This is a genomic window from Paenibacillus sp. Leaf72, from assembly GCF_001422685.1.
In the GTDB taxonomy this organism is placed as follows: Bacteria; Bacillota; Bacilli; order Paenibacillales; family Paenibacillaceae; genus Pristimantibacillus.
The window spans coordinates 24,921-43,086 of record NZ_LMLV01000032.1 but is presented as its reverse complement, the minus strand read 5'-3'; the positions used below and the strand labels follow the sequence as shown (position 1 = coordinate 43,086).

At 49.1% G+C, this 18,166-nt stretch carries 13 protein-coding genes; 4 read left to right on the top strand and 9 right to left on the bottom strand.

From position 1 onward, the window contains the following. Positions 1-288: 288 nt before the first annotated feature. From ASF12_RS25660 to ASF12_RS25640, 5 genes are all read right to left on the bottom strand, one after another. Complete coding sequence (locus tag ASF12_RS25660) at positions 289-1,944, bottom strand: helix-turn-helix domain-containing protein (protein ID WP_056040920.1); 1,656 nt, start codon at positions 1,942-1,944, stop codon at positions 289-291. A 399-nt stretch (positions 1,945-2,343) separates the two neighbouring features. Then, positions 2,344-5,802: an S-layer homology domain-containing protein gene (locus tag ASF12_RS25655; protein WP_056040918.1), complete on the bottom strand. Its 3,459-nt coding sequence runs from the start codon at positions 5,800-5,802 to the stop codon at positions 2,344-2,346. A 206-nt stretch (positions 5,803-6,008) separates the two neighbouring features. After that, entirely contained in the window at positions 6,009-7,187 is a 1,179-nt protein-coding gene (locus ASF12_RS25650; RefSeq protein ID WP_056040915.1) for a Ger(x)C family spore germination protein, read from the bottom strand. Beyond that, positions 7,162-8,280, bottom strand: a complete 1,119-nt coding sequence (locus ASF12_RS25645; RefSeq protein WP_056040911.1) for a GerAB/ArcD/ProY family transporter — start codon at positions 8,278-8,280, stop codon at positions 7,162-7,164. The genes ASF12_RS25650 and ASF12_RS25645 overlap by 26 nt, the downstream gene beginning before the upstream one ends. A gap of 18 nt (positions 8,281-8,298) precedes the next feature. Continuing rightward, positions 8,299-9,768, bottom strand: coding sequence for a spore germination protein (locus ASF12_RS25640; protein WP_235533281.1), 1,470 nt, complete (start codon positions 9,766-9,768; stop codon positions 8,299-8,301). A 201-nt stretch (positions 9,769-9,969) separates the two neighbouring features. On the opposite strand from ASF12_RS25640, the gene ASF12_RS34025 reads away from it, so the two are divergent. Next, positions 9,970-10,086, top strand: a complete 117-nt coding sequence (locus ASF12_RS34025; RefSeq protein WP_081419046.1) for a ribosomal protein L7/L12 — start codon at positions 9,970-9,972, stop codon at positions 10,084-10,086. A gap of 127 nt (positions 10,087-10,213) precedes the next feature. Continuing rightward, positions 10,214-11,674, top strand: a complete 1,461-nt coding sequence (locus ASF12_RS25635) for an MFS transporter (protein ID WP_056040909.1) — start codon at positions 10,214-10,216, stop codon at positions 11,672-11,674. A 131-nt stretch (positions 11,675-11,805) separates the two neighbouring features. Here ASF12_RS25635 and ASF12_RS25630 read toward each other — a convergent pair whose 3' ends face one another. The 4 genes from ASF12_RS25630 to ASF12_RS25615 all read right to left on the bottom strand — a co-directional run bounded on the left by ASF12_RS25630 (position 11,806) and on the right by ASF12_RS25615 (position 16,578). Beyond that, complete coding sequence (locus ASF12_RS25630) at positions 11,806-12,858, bottom strand: NAD(P)/FAD-dependent oxidoreductase (RefSeq protein WP_056040906.1); 1,053 nt, start codon at positions 12,856-12,858, stop codon at positions 11,806-11,808. Further along, positions 12,855-13,844: an ABC transporter substrate-binding protein gene (locus ASF12_RS25625; protein ID WP_056040904.1), complete on the bottom strand. Its 990-nt coding sequence runs from the start codon at positions 13,842-13,844 to the stop codon at positions 12,855-12,857. The genes ASF12_RS25630 and ASF12_RS25625 overlap by 4 nt, the downstream gene beginning before the upstream one ends. 126 nt (positions 13,845-13,970) lie before the next feature. Then, positions 13,971-15,584: a helix-turn-helix domain-containing protein gene (locus tag ASF12_RS25620; protein WP_056040902.1), complete on the bottom strand. Its 1,614-nt coding sequence runs from the start codon at positions 15,582-15,584 to the stop codon at positions 13,971-13,973. Between the two features lie 82 nt (positions 15,585-15,666). Further along, entirely contained in the window at positions 15,667-16,578 is a 912-nt protein-coding gene (locus tag ASF12_RS25615) for an NAD(P)-dependent alcohol dehydrogenase (RefSeq protein ID WP_056041449.1), read from the bottom strand. Positions 16,579-16,814: 236 nt separating this feature from the next. On the opposite strand from ASF12_RS25615, the gene ASF12_RS25610 reads away from it, so the two are divergent. Then, on the top strand, positions 16,815-17,261 hold the full coding sequence (locus ASF12_RS25610) for a MarR family winged helix-turn-helix transcriptional regulator (protein ID WP_056040901.1): 447 nt from the start codon (positions 16,815-16,817) through the stop codon (positions 17,259-17,261). A 57-nt stretch (positions 17,262-17,318) separates the two neighbouring features. Beyond that, positions 17,319-18,131, top strand: coding sequence for an NAD(P)H-binding protein (locus ASF12_RS25605; protein WP_056040900.1), 813 nt, complete (start codon positions 17,319-17,321; stop codon positions 18,129-18,131). The last annotated feature ends 35 nt before the right edge of the window (positions 18,132-18,166 follow it).

The window sequence follows — 18,166 nt, the reverse complement described above, 5'->3', positions numbered from 1 at the left end:
AATATAAGAATGTATATAATTTTTTCTATCCTTTCTCTATATTTTTCTCGGACTGAAACGCGCTGCACCGCCAAAGGACGGCGACAGCCGTTTCACCTTGAAATATAGGAAAGTATACTATTTCGCCATCCTTTCTCTATATTTCTCGGACTGAAACGCGCCGCGCTGCCAAAGGACGGCGACAGCCGTTTCACCTTGTGATTATGAAAATCATTCGCATTCGCTTTCATCATTATAGAGGCCACCTATGCGCCAAGCCATGCCTTTTTGTTTGAAAAATAGCTTGGACTATTGGCTGCCCGTAAATAAAGCTACCGCACGTCCAAGCTGCAGCCGAATCGAAATCGGGTTGTAGGGCACCCATTCGTCCTTATCCAGCACATGTACTTTCTTTTGCTTCACTGCGGGAAGGCTGAGCCAATACGGCGACTCAAACGTTTTCTGCGCATGGAGCGTTGAGCCCTTCTCATCTGGAAACGCAATGACGACGATCCGGTCCCCCGCATATTCAGCAAGCTCCGCTGCCTCAATTGGCACAGAATGAAATTGCTCTCCCAGCTTGTCCATTTCCTCCGCAATCCGTGCAGGCGGCCGCAGGCCTAGTGATTGATACAGCACATATCCTACATTTCGCGCCCCATATATGAGCAGCCTCTCCGGCTTAATGACTAGTATGGTGATTGTCTCGCGCGCGGCGGGACTTTGCTCGATGAGAGCACGCGCCTCCTGCTCCTCCTGCTCAAACGTATGCAGCCACTGTTCGGCCACACTTACTCGCTGCACCACTTGGGCAATGAGCCGCAAATGCTCCTTCCACCCCATGTCCATCCATGAAATTTCCACGACAGGCGCTATCGCCCGCAGCTGCTCGGGCCTCAGCCCATACTGCTGCAAATGCTGCTTCGCGGCAATAATGAGCTCCACCTTCGCATCCAGCAATACCGATTTGACCTGTTCAGGCGAGCTCTCGGCATGAATGAAACGCATCGTTTGTGGAGGCGGCATATCTGCGGTGCTCACAAATTCGCTGCTTACCGTAATCGTAACGGCAGGCTCCAGTCCAAGCAGCATTAAATGGCTGGCGTAAGGAAGGAGCAGCACGGCTACATGCTGCAAGGAGTCTCGGCTATACCCTGAAGGAGCAGCACCCGTCTGCTGCTTGAAGCGCCGGCTCAAATAAAACTCATCATGGTAGCCTACCTTAAGCGCAATTTCCCTAAGCGTGCCCGAACCGTTAATTAGCAGCTCCTTGGCGCGGTGGACACGCAGCCGTGACAAATATTCATTAGGCGAAAAGCCGTTAAGCTGCTTAAACAAGGTCGAATAATGCGACGGACTGACCCCAGCCATTGCCGCCAGCTGCTCACGTGTTATTTTTTCATTAAAATGGTTTTCTAAATATGCGACGCTTCGCTCCATTGACGGTTTGTCGCTCGTTGCATATTTGGCGTCCATCCACTCCAGCAAGTACAGCAGTATTTGGTGAAAAAGAATTTGATTTTGCATATGACGCACCTCATGCGCAGGCAGCCGATGGACATACAGCTCCTCCATCTGCGAGACAATCGCAGGCGCATGAGGAATAAACAGGCTATTCAGGCCACCAGCTACCTCGCTTTTCCGTACGATTGCACCCGCGGCTAAAGTACGCTGCTGCTCGATTGTGCCAATTACCAGCTTATAGGCATGCAGCGGCTGCACCACGCTAGTCACTAAAGACACATGGGTTTGCGCGGGGAGAACGATAACACTGCCTTCCGTCAGCTCATACGTCTGATCGTTCATCGTAAGCGTGCCTTTGCCGCTAGCGATCGCCAGGAGCGAGGCTGCATTCTCGTTTATTTTATACATGGGCATATTTGAAGTGCTGTACAGCGAATGAATGCTGGCAGCCGCATATAGTGGAAAATGAGACTCCGCCCACTCCAACTCAACATGAATCATCCTTACAGCCCCCGATGTGATCTATTTATGGACCTTCTATTATACTAACCACTATTATCCCGATTATATAAAAAAATAGCTATAGCCTTGAAAACTTATGAGCATAGTGAAAAAAGGCGCTGCTTCGCGCATATTTTATGCTTTTGCATACAAAAAAACGCTCGGGACACCAAGCGTTACGAAATTGTAAAATATTGAGTTTATACGATATAAAATGGGAATAATCATACAGCTGCCCAAACGCTCACAGATCCAATAAAGCCTTTAAAATGATTCGACATAATTCGTCTTATTTCCTGCCCTGCTGGGCGTTTCGCTTCATTTAAAAAAGCAAAAAACACCTGCAAGTTACAGGTGCCTTTTGCCTAGTCGTTATCTATGAAACATATGAGAATCGTATTAGCCGATAAATCCTACTGCTTGCAAAAATCTATTCAGCATCACTGCCGCCTGCGCTCTAGTTGCAAAGTCTTTAGGCGCGAATGTTTGGTCGGCCATTCCGGTAATTATCCCTGCTTTAGCTGTCTCGGCAACTGCGGTCTCAGCCCACGGGGAGATCAGATCCTGATCGGCAAATGCAGCCTGCGCCCCGCTATCTACTGGCTCAGTTCCGTCTTTGGAGACAATCGTCAATGCTCTGGCAATCATAACCGCCATCTGTTCCCGGCTGATCTGCTCATTGGGCCCAAAGCGCTCAGTGGTTAGTCCTTGAACAAGTCCGGCTCTTACTGCTGCTTCTACCGCAGAAGCATACCATGCAGTCGGGGCTATATCCGTAAAACCTTTATACTCGGAGTCATGCTTTAAAGAGATTCCCATTCCGCGCACGAGTAAAGAAGCAAATTCAGCCCGCGTAATGCTGTCATTCGAAGCGAAACGCTCAGCGGAAATGCCATTAACAATGAACCTGGCAGCAAGCTGCTCAACCTCTGCTTTCGCCCAGTGTCCTTGCATGTCGGCAAAAGAAGGAGCGTCCTTCCTGATTACAGCATAGATGCTATGATGAGGAGTTCTCATGACGGCCTGCTTGCTGCCGTTGTTTCTTTCGCCCAATTGGGTTGGAATATATGAAACCTGTCTAGTCGCAGGATCATAATGCACGGCAAAAACCAAATCTCCCGCGACTGTCTGATCAATTACAATGGCTTGAACCATATACGTCCCACCAAAATCGCTTATGTCAACCGTCTGCCCGTTCGCTTCAGCCGTTACTTTGAAATCAACAACGCTGCCTAGCAGACTGAACCCTTTGTCATTTCCAACCCGTGTAAGCTCATTACGCACAGTATCGCTGACTTGCTCCATCGTTGAATTGATTTTCAATTCGGATACGGAAACGCCAAGCCGCTTCGCCAGCTTCTCCAGATCAAGCACGCTAGCCTTAAGCTGCATGCTGGAGCCTTTTATTTCGACCTCGATTACGGCATTCGAGAAAGTCTTCCCAATAGCTGCAATCGATGAAGCTGGAAGCTGAACCTGAACGGCGCTTTCCTTATTGTCGATTCTAATTATAATAATCGGGTTCGCTGGGTCCTTTAACTGGCCAGCAACCTGATTCAAAATACTTTCCGGGACCATCAGCTTTTGAACATTCGTTCCATCCGGTTTCTTCTCGGTTACCAGTACAGAAGGATCAACAATGACCACAACTCTGCCTGACGAATCCGTCACAATTTGATAGTTAGGCCGTACATTAGAAGAAGTCGAAGCTGGATTTGGTGACGGAATCTGTGTGGCCGTTGGGCTAGGACTTGGTGTAGCACTTGGTGTCGGTGTCGGTGTCGGTGTCGGTGTCGGTGTCGGTGTTGGGCTTGGCGTAGAATCGCCTACCGTTATCGTCAGCGTCTGAGCTGCTCCTCCACTAAACATAAATGTCAGGCTCGTTGTACCGACCGGCTGCGACATCATATATGCCTTCAGAATCGTTACTGTGCTGCCTGTTACAGTATAATCCGTTCCTAGAACGAGCGCCGCTGCGCCGTTAGCAACGCTGCTAAGCGTGTTGCCGTTCAGCGTCAGCCCCGTTGCCACGTCAACATTTGCCACTGCTCCCGTGTATTTATCAAAGCTGGCAGCCACAGGGCTGATGAGGCTGTCATTCGGTAGTGGAACAATGTTCGCAACCTCCATTTTTCTCACCGTTTCATTGCCTGCCAAATCCTTGGCGTAAACCGTATAGCTGCCATTGCTGGCCACATCAAAGCTTCCAGCAGCCAATAGGTCGGTTCCAGCACCCGCAAATGCGGCCGCACCATGATCGCCCGGAAGCCATTTCAAGCTGTGCAGCGAATTGCCAATACCATAGGTTGACGTGGTGACGTTCAGCGTTACCGGATCATTCGTCTGTGCGGTCGTTGATGGCGTTATAGAAATAACTGGCGCATCTGGCATCGTTACCTGAAAGGCCAAATTATTCGTTGATCTCGCTAAATAATAGTCATCACCTGCATAATGTACAGTGAAGGTATGAGTTCTCGGCTGCAGTGACGAAACCGTTAAGGTTGCCGTTCCGTTCGCAGCAAGTGAAGAGGAGCCCAGCAGCAAGCCCCCGTCCCTGAACTCAACGTTCCCTGTCGGAATGTCAAGATCACCAGTAAGGGAAGCGGTCAAAGTAATCGGCTGGAGATAGGTAGACGATGCTACCGACGTTTGCAGCGTTATCGCAGGCTGCAGAAATATTTTCACAGGCGTTGCTTGCGACCCGGTGCCATTTCCCCCATCACCAAGCATATATTCACTTCCCCACGACCATAATCGGCCATCTTGGTCAAGCCCATACGATACATCAAAACCGGCAGTTAGAGAGACAAATTGAAAAGACGTACCATTATCCGATACGGCTACTTTATGGGGAGCGGAATTTAATGTTGTGCCGTCTCCAAGCTGCCCGGCAGCATTCAATCCCCATGTCCACATATCACCGTTTTCATCGAGCGCCAGAACATGCTTGTTGCCTCCTGAAACTTGTGTGAACTTCACCGGGTTCCCGTTGTCTAGCACCGGATTTTTCTCTGGGAACCATCTATCGCTGGAGATTTGTCCATCACCAAGCTGCCCTTGATCATTTCCTCCCCAGGTCCATACGTTGCCGATGCTGTCGATGGAAAGCATCAGAAACGTACCCGTACCATAGCCTGCTCCGACTGCGATGGATTGAAATTCGGCTTCCAACGCGCCATCCATCACCCCTAATGGCGTGGGCATATACTGGCCATGGAAAATCTCCCAAATATGCTGCGTCGAATCGATTGCGATTCCGTTCTCCTCATTTCCCTCCAGCGTTTCAAAAACGACAGGGTCTCCGTTGCCGTCCGTCAATTCCCTTTTAGTAGGGACATAAGGATCAGGCGTCCACGTTCTGAAACCCCATATCCAAAGCGTTCCATTGCTATCTAACGCAAGCGAAGTAGTGCGCAGGGAGGCGATTTTCTTAAAGGTGACAGCTGTACCGCCGTCCATCACTTCAACCTTTGTCCAGACCATCGTACTCGCAGTCCCAGCGCCAAGTCCCAATTGGCCATCTCCATTATCTCCTGTCGACCACAGCTGCCCGCTCGTGTCCAAGGCAAGTGCGGAATTGAAGCCTGGCTTCACTTCCTTGAACGTCACAGTTGCGCCATTATCCATGACCGTAATCTTTTTCGGAGTATGCGAGGAAACGTTTGTCCCGTCTCCAAATTGACCAGATATGTTGCTGCCCCAAGCCCAGATTTGACCACTTGCATCCAGCGCCATTGTGGTGCCCAGTTGTGAAGCAACGGATGTAAACATCGTCCCCGCTGCAGATGCTTTTGGTGGCAGCAGCATCGGATATACAAATAGAATGACAACCATTATTGCAGCAAGCCATCTTTTCACAAAAATCCCCCTCAATTATATCGCTATACTGTATCGCTTAAAATAATGATAGATTCTGGCGCTTTAGGCACCATTACATTAAGCTAAATTATATTATTCTTAACAATTCTACCATAAAGTAATAGTAGGATTTATATTTTTTTATTCTATCCATTCCAATGTAAATACCGCGCTGTCGACTATTTTCTCCTAGTCTTCAACGCGGTCTAATTTCGCTTCGTTCCTCTTGTGCCAAACTCCTGAATATCAACTTCCACCACAATAGAAACAGGCATTCGACTAAAGCGATCCTCCCAGCCATCCTTCACCCGTTTCCATACCGCCGGCTTCTTAATGCTGAGGCGCTTGCCGAAACCCGCTACATCAACCTTGTACTGGCGCTGCGTCTTGGCGAGCGCTTTTTCCGCCATTTGCTTAATCATGACCGCCGTAGCCTTCTCTGCACGATTGATGAAATCAGCATCAAATGCGTCGCCAGGAAATGCCCAATCCTCCCGCAGCTTGCCCGTTGTCTTAATCTTCACCTGAAAAGAAATTTCGTCCCCCTGGACGATCGGCTGAATGCTGGACGTCATCTTCCGCACCTCATAACCAAGCATGGCGCCGCTGTCCGGCTCAATCCCCTCCACAATGCCATTAGAGTGATTGTTGCCAAGCAGCCAGTTCAGCCCCACCGTCTCGATTTCACTGAGAAAGCCGATCATCCGGGCTGTTGTCCCCCTAATGACTGCTGCGCTCGTGAGCTTCGCCCCTTCTGGCGAGTTGCCTGCGCCTTGAATGACAAAGCTGGACTGCCCGGTCAGATGCTCCGACATATTGCCAAGCGTTAGCGCCGGAGGAATACGCAGCGTCTTGCGATAATTGTCCGTTAGCTCGCGCAGCTCCAAAGCCGGGGTTTTCGTACTCTTCTGCTGTTGATAAATATCGCTCGCCTTTCCGTGAGAAATGACGACGCGGATGGAACGCCGTGTTTCGGTATTGCGCAGAAAAAAGTTAATGACATTTTTCAGATCAAGCTCCCGAGCCGCTTTCTCGCTAATAACAATGACTTGCAGATGCTCATAATTAGGTGGCCTTGCAGATCGGGTAGACAGCTCTCTAATGTTATCGAAGACGATTGGCCCAGCGCTGGACATGTTGACGTAATCCTTCTGCACCTTGCTGCTGGTGCTCTCCGAAAACTGGTTGGGCAGGGCAAATTGATGGGTCATGGCGATGATCGGCCTGGCCCCTTCCTCTTGTCCAGCTGGAAAATCAATGCCGACTCCAAGCGCAATGCCCGTTTCCTCAATTTCATTACGATCCCAGCAGCCCGTCAGCAGCAAAGGGATGACGAGCATGAGCAGCACAACAGATCGATTACGCGCGCTTATTTTTAGTTCCATGCCCCACCCTCCTCACCGCCGCCACTATAAAAAAAATAATGGGAATGGTGCCGAACATAAAAAACGAAGCATAACCGATATAGTCGCCAAGCTTAAACAGCTTGTTCAAATTGCTTGGCCAAATGGCAATCAAAAAAATACAAGGCAAAGACAAATAGGCGAATAGCTGAAATTTTTTGCCCGTTAGCTGTCCAAACCCCAAGCTTCCTCCATAATGGTACATCACGAAGGCTGTAAACATCGATATAACCCACAAGACGGTAAACAAAGACTCGAATCGCTCGAAAAATCCGCCGGGCAGCTCAATGTTCATTGCGACTGACATCGTTGGCCACGTTACGGTCTGCACCTCCTCCACCGTTAAGGAGCCAATCGCAACAGCAACAACCAGCGTATATAGCACCGCTGTCAAGCCGATTCCGGCGAAGGTTGCCTTGAGCGCCTTGCGGGCATCCGTCATGAAGGCCGTCACGAACAGCATCACTTCAAACCCGCTGTAGGATAAAATCGATGGCTCAATTCCTTTCAGCACCGGCGCAATGCCTTCCCCCAATACCGGGCGCAAATTGTCCAGCTCAAAGTCACCGAAGCTGAAAACGATAAAAGCAACCATAATCAGGACAATGATCGGCAAAAAAATCTCGATAAGCTGCGCGATCGCGTTGATTCCCGCTGTCGTCATATAAATGGCAACCCCCATAAATGTGAGCATGATAATGGCGATCGGCGTTTTATCCAGCAAATACATGCGCACAACCTCCCCCATGACACGCAGCAAGTAGCCAGCGGAAAAAATATAATACAGGCACATCATAGCCCCAACGCAGGAACCGATCAATTTTCCAATAATTTCCTGGCTGTATTGATAATAGGTTCTGCCGGGAAAGCGCTGGCTAAGCTTTACAATAATGAAGCCGAACATCATAGCCAATATGCCGCTAAGCAGAACAGACAGCCATCCGTCGGGCGTTCCCACACTTTTGCCAACGCTTTGCGGCAGCACGAGAATGCCTGTGCCGATCATTGCTTTCGCCGTCATCATCGCGGCTTGAGTAGCGGTAATCGATTCCTTGCTCCTATCCTTTGTCTTCATGCTGCATTCCCCTTGTCTCTATTTCTGCCGCTTATCGTCCTGAGGGCTGACCATGGCGGGACGCCGTTTCAACATATGGAGCGGAAAACGGAGGAAAAGGTCCTTCCACTGCGAAGGGCGCGCTGGCACAAACGGCGAGAGGTAAGGAACGCCGAAGCTTTTAAGCCTGGTCATATGAACGGTAATCAAAATATAAAACAAAATGACCCCATAAAGGCCCAGTACCGCAGCCGCCATCATCATGCCAAAGCGCAAAATGCGAATCGCCAGACCCGCCCCATACTGTGGAAAAGCAAACGAGGATATCGCCGTCAGCGCCACGACGATAACCATAATCGGACTGACAATTGCAGCTTGTACCGCGGCTTGACCAATGACAAGTCCTCCGACGATGCCAACCGCTTGTCCAATCGGCTTTGGCAGCCGCAGCCCCGCCTCGCGCAAAATTTCAAGCGTAATTTCCATAATGAGCGCTTCTACAATTGAGGGAAACGGCACGCCCTCTCTGCCTGCAGCAATCGATATGGCCAGCTTGGTTGGAATAAGTCCATGGTTATAGGAAATAAGAGCAATATACAGCGAAGGCAGGAACAGAGCGATAAAAGCTGCTCCATAACGCAGCAGCCGAATGAGCGAGGAAGGCAGCCAGCGCTCATAATAATCCTCTGGCGAGCTCATCATCATCGCAAACGTTACGGGCACAATGAGGGCAATAGGGGTTCCATCGATTAGAATAGCAACCCGGCCTTCCATTAAAGCACCCGCCACCCGGTCAGGCCGTTCGGTATTTTGCACCTGAGGAAATGGCGACATCACATTGTCTTCAACGAGCTGCTCGATATAACCGGATTCCAGCACCTCATCAATATCAATTTGCTTCAGCCTGCTTCTCGTTTCCTCCACCAACGCTTCATCTGTGAGCCCTTTCATGTACAGTAAAGCGATATCGGTCTGGGAGCGCCTGCCGATTTTGTACATGTCCATCGTGAAGCTCGGGTCTTTGATACGGCGGCGGAGCATGGCTGTATTGCTGCGCAACGTTTCGGTGAAGCCGTCCCGCGGGCCGCGCACGACCGCTTCCGAAACCGGCTCCTCAATCGAGCGGCGCTCCCAGCCATGAGTGTCAATGACGAGCGCCGTATCTGTCCCATCCAAAAGCAATACGGTGTTGCCAGACAACACCTCCATGACACAAGCATCAAGTTGATTTTGCGCCTTCACCTCGCCTGCCGAAATAATCGCCTCGGCTATCGTCGCCCTTCTGTCATATCCGGCAGCGTTTTTCTCCAGATGCAAAAGCGGCTTGAGCACTTGTTCATGAATCATCGGCTTGTCGACCAAGCCATCGATATAGATAAGCGCAGCCTGAAAGCCCAAACGGCCCATCATGAACGAGCGAATAACTACGTCTGGACTGTGCCCGATGCGCTTTCTCATTTCCTTCACATTATGGTGAAGCTCTTCGAACAGCTTCGTGTCATTCATCATGATGGTCCACCCCCTTATGCTGCAAATATCCGAGAATAATCGAAGTTAGCTTTACCCAATAAGTGGATTTTGATGCAAGTGAATGGAGCTAAGCACAGCCCCCTTTCTAAAAGCAAGAGCAGGCCAAATGTTATGTTATAATGAACCATCATATAAGATACACTTTCCAATCAAGCAGCAAATATAGATGAACGATTGCTTATGCTGATCGCCGCAGAAAAAAGGATTCAAGCGATCAAGGAATACCGGGAAGTAAGCGGTGTTGGCCTCAAGGAAGCCAAAAATTATGTGGATGATTTGGAGCGGAGGCAGCGTTGACCCGCTTTGAGTTGCCTCTTGTACTCCTCTTTTCCAATTTTGAATCTTTAGTGTCTATCCTATTTCACTACTCATAAAGTGATAGAATAGAGTATTCCTTTCAAAATATAAATGAGGAGCAAAACAAGTGCGGTCACATCCAATTTATTTTTTACGTATAGCCGGTTTGCTAGATGGTATTTCTTTATTAGTGTTGCTAGGCATCGCGATGCCCTTGAAATATATTTGGGGGTTCGATAAAGCCGTAACGATAGTAGGGAGCATTCACGGGGGGATATTCTGTTTATATGCAGCAGCTATCCTTTATGCCGCGATTCGGGTGAAGTGGAGCCTGCTTTGGTCTGCCGCAGCTGCCATCGCCGCTTTTGTGCCATTCGGCAACTTTGTGCTGGACCGGAAGCTGAAGAAGGTGCAGGCCAATTATAGCTTACGGACTTTCAACTATGCGGTGCTCGTATACAGCATTGTGTTTTTTTCCTTTTTCGATTTATTTTCCCAGCTTCCGGTCATGAGTACGTTTGCAGCCTCTGTCGGCGCCAGCTCATTTATTGTAGGCTTTGTCATCGGGCTGTATTCGTTATCCAATACGCTCGGCAATATTTTATCGGGGATTATGACGGACCGGATCGGGCCCTTCAAGATTTTAATGGTGGGGCTGGTGCTATCCAGCAGCGCTCTGCTGCTCTATCATTTTGTAGAAGAACCGTTATTATTGATCATCGTCCGAATCATTCACGGTTTTGTTGCCGGATTAATTGTTCCCGCAGCATTTACCTTTTCGGCAAACACGACGATTAATGGCCAGCAAGGGAAAAAAGTCGCTTTCACCGGCACATTCGTTGGGCTGGCCGCCATTATCGGTCCTGCTTTCAGCGGCATTATGGCCAGCAAAACGTCCGTACCCTTCGTGTTCACCTGCGTCGCCGTGATGGGGTTTGCCCTTGCCATCTTATCGGCCATTTTTCTCAGCAAATATAAAATTGCCAAAAAAGAGAAGGACGACGCTGCCTCTTCGCCAGCAGGCTCGATTTTTAATGCGGGCGTGATCAAAGCGTATGGCGGTGCTTTCTTCTTAATGTTCTCCCAAGGCGTTATCGCTTATTTGCTGCCATTGCACGTGCAGTCTTTAGGATATGATTCGAGGTTAAGCGGCACTTTAATGAGCACGTTTGGCATTATTGCGGTACTCATCTTTGTCCTTCCGACCAATCGTATTTTTGACCGCGTTGCCCCAGCCAAAACGATGGCGCTCGGCATAGGCTTAATGGGATTAAGCCAGCTGCTCATTAGCCAATCGACGACGACTCTTACTCTATATGGCGTGCTCGGTTTATATGGGATCGGCTTTGCCTTCCTGTTTCCATCGATTAATACGATGCTGATTAATGCAACGCCAGCAGAGCTGCGCGGGAAAGCATACGGTTATTTTTATGCCTGTTTCTCCTTAGGGGTAGTTGTAGGCTCTTCCTTGTTAGGCTGGCTGCCCTTCAATACGCTTCAAGGGTTTATGTTTACTGGCGTTGTCCTGCTGCTGTTTGCCGCTTTTGTAGCGTTGAATGGGAAAAAAGATCGTGCTCTCAGTTACTAGCGACAGGTTTTCGGATGTTGGATGATCGGATGTTCAGATGTTGGCTAAACCCAAAAAATCGTTTTCTCACAAAAGGGATGCATTCGCCGCCCAGCTGTGAAAAAACGATTTTTTTATGGGATCCCTATTTTCTATTCGTGCTCTTTATTCAGAAGGGCTTTATTCCGCTCATTAAACTTTGCGTTATGTGAAGAAACATAGGCCATAGAAGGCGCTTTCGGCTCCAAATAAAGCTTGGCCCCATTCACGGCAATCGCCGCATCATTAAAAGCTCCGGCAATTAAATGCAGCTTATTGGGAAAGCTCGCTGTATCTCCCGCTGCAAAAATGCCCGGCAAATTCGTTCCCATTTTCTCATCGACTGCAATACTCCATTGCCCCATATCTAGGCCCCAGTCTACAATTGGTCCAAAATCGCTGAGCTGGCCATGATTGACGATGACGGCATCGACGTCTAAGCGCTGCGTATCCTCCGTCAACGCGCCATCTCCATCTGTACGTGCAATAGTGACCGCTTCAATCGCATCACCATTGCCATGCAATTGCGCAATTGCAAATGGCTTGAATACGTTAATCGAAGACTCCTCTACGTATCTCGCATTTTTCTCATGTCCACCCAGTCGCTCGCGGCGATGCACCACTGTAACGCTGGCAGTAATAGACTCAAGCTCCATCGCCCAATCCACCGCTGTATCGCCACCACCGGAGAGCAGCACGCGTTTGCCTTGAAAGCTTTGCAAATCCGTCACCGTATAATGCAAGTTCGTCACCTCGAAGCGGCTCGCTCCTTCCAGTTCCAGCTTCGCAACTTTGGCGACTCCGTAACCAAGCGCTAAAATAAGCGTACGCGTATGATGCTGTTCCCCCGTATCCGAAGTAACGATCATCGTCCCGTCTTCCAGCCGTTCGAGGTTCGTAATTTGCTGGCCGAGCACAATGGTTGGTTCAAAGGTTTGCGCTTGCTCGATAAGCTGAGCAATCAAATGCTCGCAACGGGTAGGCTTCAGCCCGCCGACATCCCAAATCATTTTTTCCGGGTAAATCAACAGCCTTCCGCCAAGCTCCTCCTTCGCCTCGATCAGCTTCGTCTTCATATCCCGCATCCCGCTATAAAAAGCGGCATACAAGCCCGCCGGCCCGCCGCCGATAATCGTTACATCATATAACTCCAGTTCCGTTGTCATTCTTTATCGCCTTCCCCAGTCAGTATGCGAACAGCATCATCAACCGTGACGTTAATCGAAATAGGGTCATAAGCAAACCACTTGTCAGCTTGAATTTTGTATACTTTGTTGTTTTTCACTGCCGGAAGATTAGCCCAGATGGCCGATTTCTGCAATTCATTATACTGGCTGTCGGCTTCTTCATCGGAAACGAGGACAAAAATACGATCTGCTGCATATTCCGGAATTTTCTCCAGCGATACATCCTCCGTGCTCGTGAAGTTTGGATTTTGTTCCATCGCTTGTTTGATCAGCGGCGTTGGCGTCAATTCCAAGCTGTGATACAGAGCATAACCAATATCGCGTCCGCCATATGCCCGAATGGATTTGCCAAAAAAGCGGATAATGGCTACCGTTTCCTCTTGGGATATATGCCCCTTTATCGCTTCTCTTGCTTTAGCCGCATTGGCGTCCATTTCCTGAATAAAGGCTTCCGCCTCGGCATCCTTGCCCAAAAGTGCCGCAATGGAGCGCAGTTTCGTTGCGACATCGTCGGTACTCCACGAAATGACGACAGTAGGGGCGATTTTGGAATAATCTGCATATTCAATATTGTCAAAATCCGTTGCGATAATTAAATCTGGCTCTAAAGCAGCGATGGCCTCCAAATTCGGCGGGAAATCGCCGATACCCGCAATTCCTTCCGAATACGGAGCCAGATTGGGGCTTGCTTTCCCGAGCTGGCGTTCCACTGCACCAACGGGCTTAATGCCGAGTGCTGCCAATTCACCAAGATAGTAGGTTGCTACAACCCGCTGGGGGTTAACGGGTATTTCCACCTCGCCATTTACGGTTGTCACCTTTCGGGTTTGTGCTTCCTCTACTGGAGCCGCCGCCTCCGCAGTTTGTGCAGGCTTGCTCTGATTAGCCGCCCCGCTCTGTCCACATGCCGATACTGCCATCATAATAACCAGCAGGCTGGCGATGAAAATCATTTTTGTGCGCATCTCTCATGTTCCCCTCTATGTTTGTGATATCGATAATCATTATTAATTATAGGGAGGAATAAGGAGCGTCGCTATATCCAATTATTAAAAGCTGCTGGTCATATTGTTAACGAGCTATGCTGTTCATTAAAACAATGGCATCACTTTCGTAAGTTGATCAGCGATATGAACGGGATCATAGTGCAGCCACTCGCGGTAATCCAAATAAATAACCGGTCTCTCATTTTTCAGCTCAAACTGCCGCCAATGCTCATTCATTCGCAGCAAATCATTTTGCTCGCCCACATCGGGCACCAAAATAATAAAATTGATATCGCCAGCAAAATCAGCCATTTGGCGCATTGAAATTTCCATGCTATGAAAGTTAGGATCTTGGGCCAAACGCTGCTGTATAACCGGATGCGGCAGCAGGCCGAGAAATTCATAAAAAATGCATCCGGCATCCCTTATGCCATATAAGTAGCAGCGGTTATTTTCGATTTTGAATAGGCTGACCGTCGCATTGGGAGCAATCCTGTCTTGCAGCTTCTCCCGCAGTCTTTTTGCCTGCTGATCCAACACTTCGATATAACGTATCGCTTCGGCTTCCTTTGCAACTAGGCGTGCAATCCATTTCAAATGCTCACGCCAGCTCAAACTTAGCCAAGGGATATGAACAACTGGCGCCAGCGAGCGAAATCTCTCCTGAACGCTCTCCATGCTGCTCGTTACAATAAGCTGGGGCTTGCTTATTTCCAGCCATTTTTTTTGGCTTTCCATAGAGGCAAGCATGGGAAGCTCCGTCACCTTAGCACGAACGTCTAACGGGATAACCTCATGGCTGCTGCTGCTGAAGCGGGCGATGCTTGGCACTACCCCAAGGGCAATAAAATGGTAGGTATACGGATACTCAAGGGAGGCGATACGCTCAGGTACAAAAGCTTGCTTATACATCGTAGGGCTCATCCCTTGCACCTTGCGAAATCGCTTGCTCATATACCAGGCATCACGAAAACCGGATCGATGCGCCAATTCATCAAGCTTGCTTTTATGCCCGTGCTCCTGCAGCAGCAGCTCCGATACACGATGCACGCGAAGCCGTTCCAATAAATCAGAAGGGCTGAACCCCGACACCTTTTTGCATAATACGGAGAAGTAGGTGCTGGAAATTCCAGCTTTTTCAGCTAATAGTTCTCTCGTCAGCGCTTCGGTGTAGTGCGACTCCATATAACGCAAAGCGGCCAAAACCGACTGCTCGGTTGTCCAGCGCTCATCATGGCCCGCTTGATGATCCTTTACCCACCAAAGCATCATCTGCTGAATGAGCATATGTGCCGTTAAGCTGCGCTGTGGCACTTCAGGATGTGTGATTGCAGTCGAAAATAGCTGCTCTGCCAGTGCAATAAGCTCGCTTGCATTGGGTGCGTGATTGTACATATGCAAATAAATAGCCCCCGCTTCCGCTAAGCTGCCATCCTGTGCTGGCATCCTAATAGATAGGGGCATAAATTCTATAAAAAAGACCCGGCATTCTCCATTTTCGGTTTCTGTTTGCAATACGCAGTCTCCTGGGCTGCCTAAAATAGCCGTACCCGAGGCCAGCTCCATTCGGCCATGCTCCATGCTCACAGCTCCAGCCCCTGCCATGCCAATCAGCATCCAATGAAAATGGGTTTGAAATAAGTACTCAGGCTGATTCGGACTGCAAGCCAGTTGTTGAATCGATTTAAACGCATATAGCACATTCTGCTCCGTTTCCATAGCCTTCCCCTTCCTTTTTACCAATGTACAAGGAATAGGGAAGTAAAACAACTGCTTTGCCGCGCTTAGTTCGTTCTTCCTCCTACTGCACGGCAATGACCACATTGCCTTTTTTATGCCCTTGATCCACATAGCGATGCGCCTCAGCGATTTGCTCCAGCGGGTAGCTCCGGTCGATCACGCCTTTGAGCTCGCCGCGCTCAATCAGCTCCTTCAGAAACAGCAAATCCTCCACAAACACCTTCGCGACGCCCTGTCCCTCCACCGTTAAAAATGTCCCGTTCGGCGCCAGCGCCTTGCGGGCATGTGCTTTCGTGGTTTTGCCCACCGCATCTAAGATGATATCGTAACGCTCGCCTGTTTCCGCAAAATTATGCAGCGTATAATCAATAACATGATCTGCGCCGAGTGCCCCTACCCATTCCACATTAGAGGTGCTGCATACGCCCGTAACGTCTGCTCCAAAATGCTTGGCAAGCTGGACTGCGGCAGCGCCTACTGACCCGGAAGCTCCATAAATCAGCACCTTTTGGCCGCTTTGCAAAGGCCCCTTGCGAAAAAAATGCAGCGCCGTCGTTCCGCCGAATAGAACAGCAGCGGCTTCTTCATAAGAAATATTGGCTGGCTTATGCGTGACCAGGTCCTTTTCCGAGAGACAGACATATTCGGCGTAGGCGCCAAAACGCATGCCCGTGAACGCGTAAACGGAATCGCCTATGTTGAATTTTTTGACATCCTTGCCGACCGCTTCAACCTCTCCCGTAAGCTCCACGCCTAAAATCGGCTGTCTTGGTTTAGTTATTCCGAGGAAGAGCCGCATGGGGAGCCGATATAAAAATGGACTTTTAAAGCCGCGAACTCGGCAATCCCCGGATGTAACAGAGGTCGCATGCACCTTGATTAAAATTTCATCGTCCTGCGGAGCCGGCTTATTCACTTCTTTGACTTGTAAAACCTCCGGTGCTCCATACTTTGTGCAAAATACAGCTTTCATCGTTTTCGTTGCGTTCAACGGTTTCATATAGATATCCTCCTGCGTGCATTTATATGCCATAAGTATAGAGGCAGGGAAGAACAGCAAGTAGCTACTTAAGTATGGTTTTGAAAATGGCGCTGGCGACACGATTCCCTTATCGGTTTAGCCTGACTCCCCTTTTATTGACATCTATCATTCGATATAGTATGTTTTATTTAGTTAAGCACTTAACCATATTCCTTGAAGGTGATACTATGAAAGACTTGCAGCAATATGTACTCGATTTGCCGCTTCATAATTCGGTGTTTTTTTCAATGGTTGAAACAACGGCGAGGCTAGTCGAGGTATCGGAGAAATATTGGCAATCCAAAGGACTTAATGGAGCCAGGATGCGCCTTTTAGTTGAAATCATGAAAGCAGGGGGCACCATCCTTCCCTCCAAGCTTGCAGCCAAAATCGGCGTCACCAAATCGAATATCAGCCTGCTGCTCATACCAATGGAGAGTGATGGGTACATTCGCCGGGAGCCTCATCCCAAGGATGGCCGAAAATCCGTCATCTCGATAACCAATGAGGGGCAGAGCCTGCTGCTGCAATATTTGCCCGAGAACCGACAAGGGATTGCCGAAAAAATGCAAGCGCTGGAGGAGCATGAATTACATCAGCTTTTAGCTTTATTAACGAAGTTGAAACAGGGCTAAAGCTCTTTTTACCCATTTAGTTAAGGACTTAACTTTCTGTAGGAGAGGGTGGTATTTTTGTCAATCGTCATAACAGGAGCAAGCGGCAAGCTGGGGACTCTCATTTTAAATCAACTGCTCCACAAAGTTCCAATGAACCAGAACATTGCTTGCGTTCGATCTCGCGAAACGGCCAGGCCCTATGAGGAGCTGGGGATTACGGTACGTTACTGCGATTATGATCGCCCCGATTCTCTTGAATCCGCCTTCGCAGGCGCATCCAAGCTGCTATTCATTTCGAGCTCCCATCCTGATGATTCGATTCGTATGCGCCAGCATACCCAAGTGATTGAAGCAGCCAAAAAATCAAAGGTCGAGCAGCTGCTCTATACCAGCTTTGCTTTTCCGGAAAAAGGCTCGATTCCGCTCCCTCACTTGCATTTAGCTACCGAGCATGCCATTCAAGCCACGGGTATCCCCTATACTTTTTTACGGAATGCCTTATATATCGATTTTATTGATACCCTTGATTTAAAGACGGCTATAGAACGCGGAGAATTGCGTGTGCCTCCCGGAGATTGGCTGTTTAATTCCATTCCTCGGCAAGATATTGCTCTAGCCGCTGCGGCCGTTCTTGCTGAACCCGGCCATTTGAACAAAACCTACGAGCTTACGGCATCCAGCCCATGGTCGTTCAGCGATTTGACTGCTGCGATGGCCGAGCTTGCCCGCAAGCCTATTTCCTTGCAGGAAGACGCCACCATTCAAAATTGGATATACGGCTTTCTCCGCAAAATCGATGCTTCATCCACCTCCAATGATTTGGAGCAGCTAATCGGTCGTCCGTCCACCTCATTAAAAGAAAGCATAAAACCATTTATCTCTTTATAGCTTTATAGCTTTATATGATCGCTGTATACAATCAT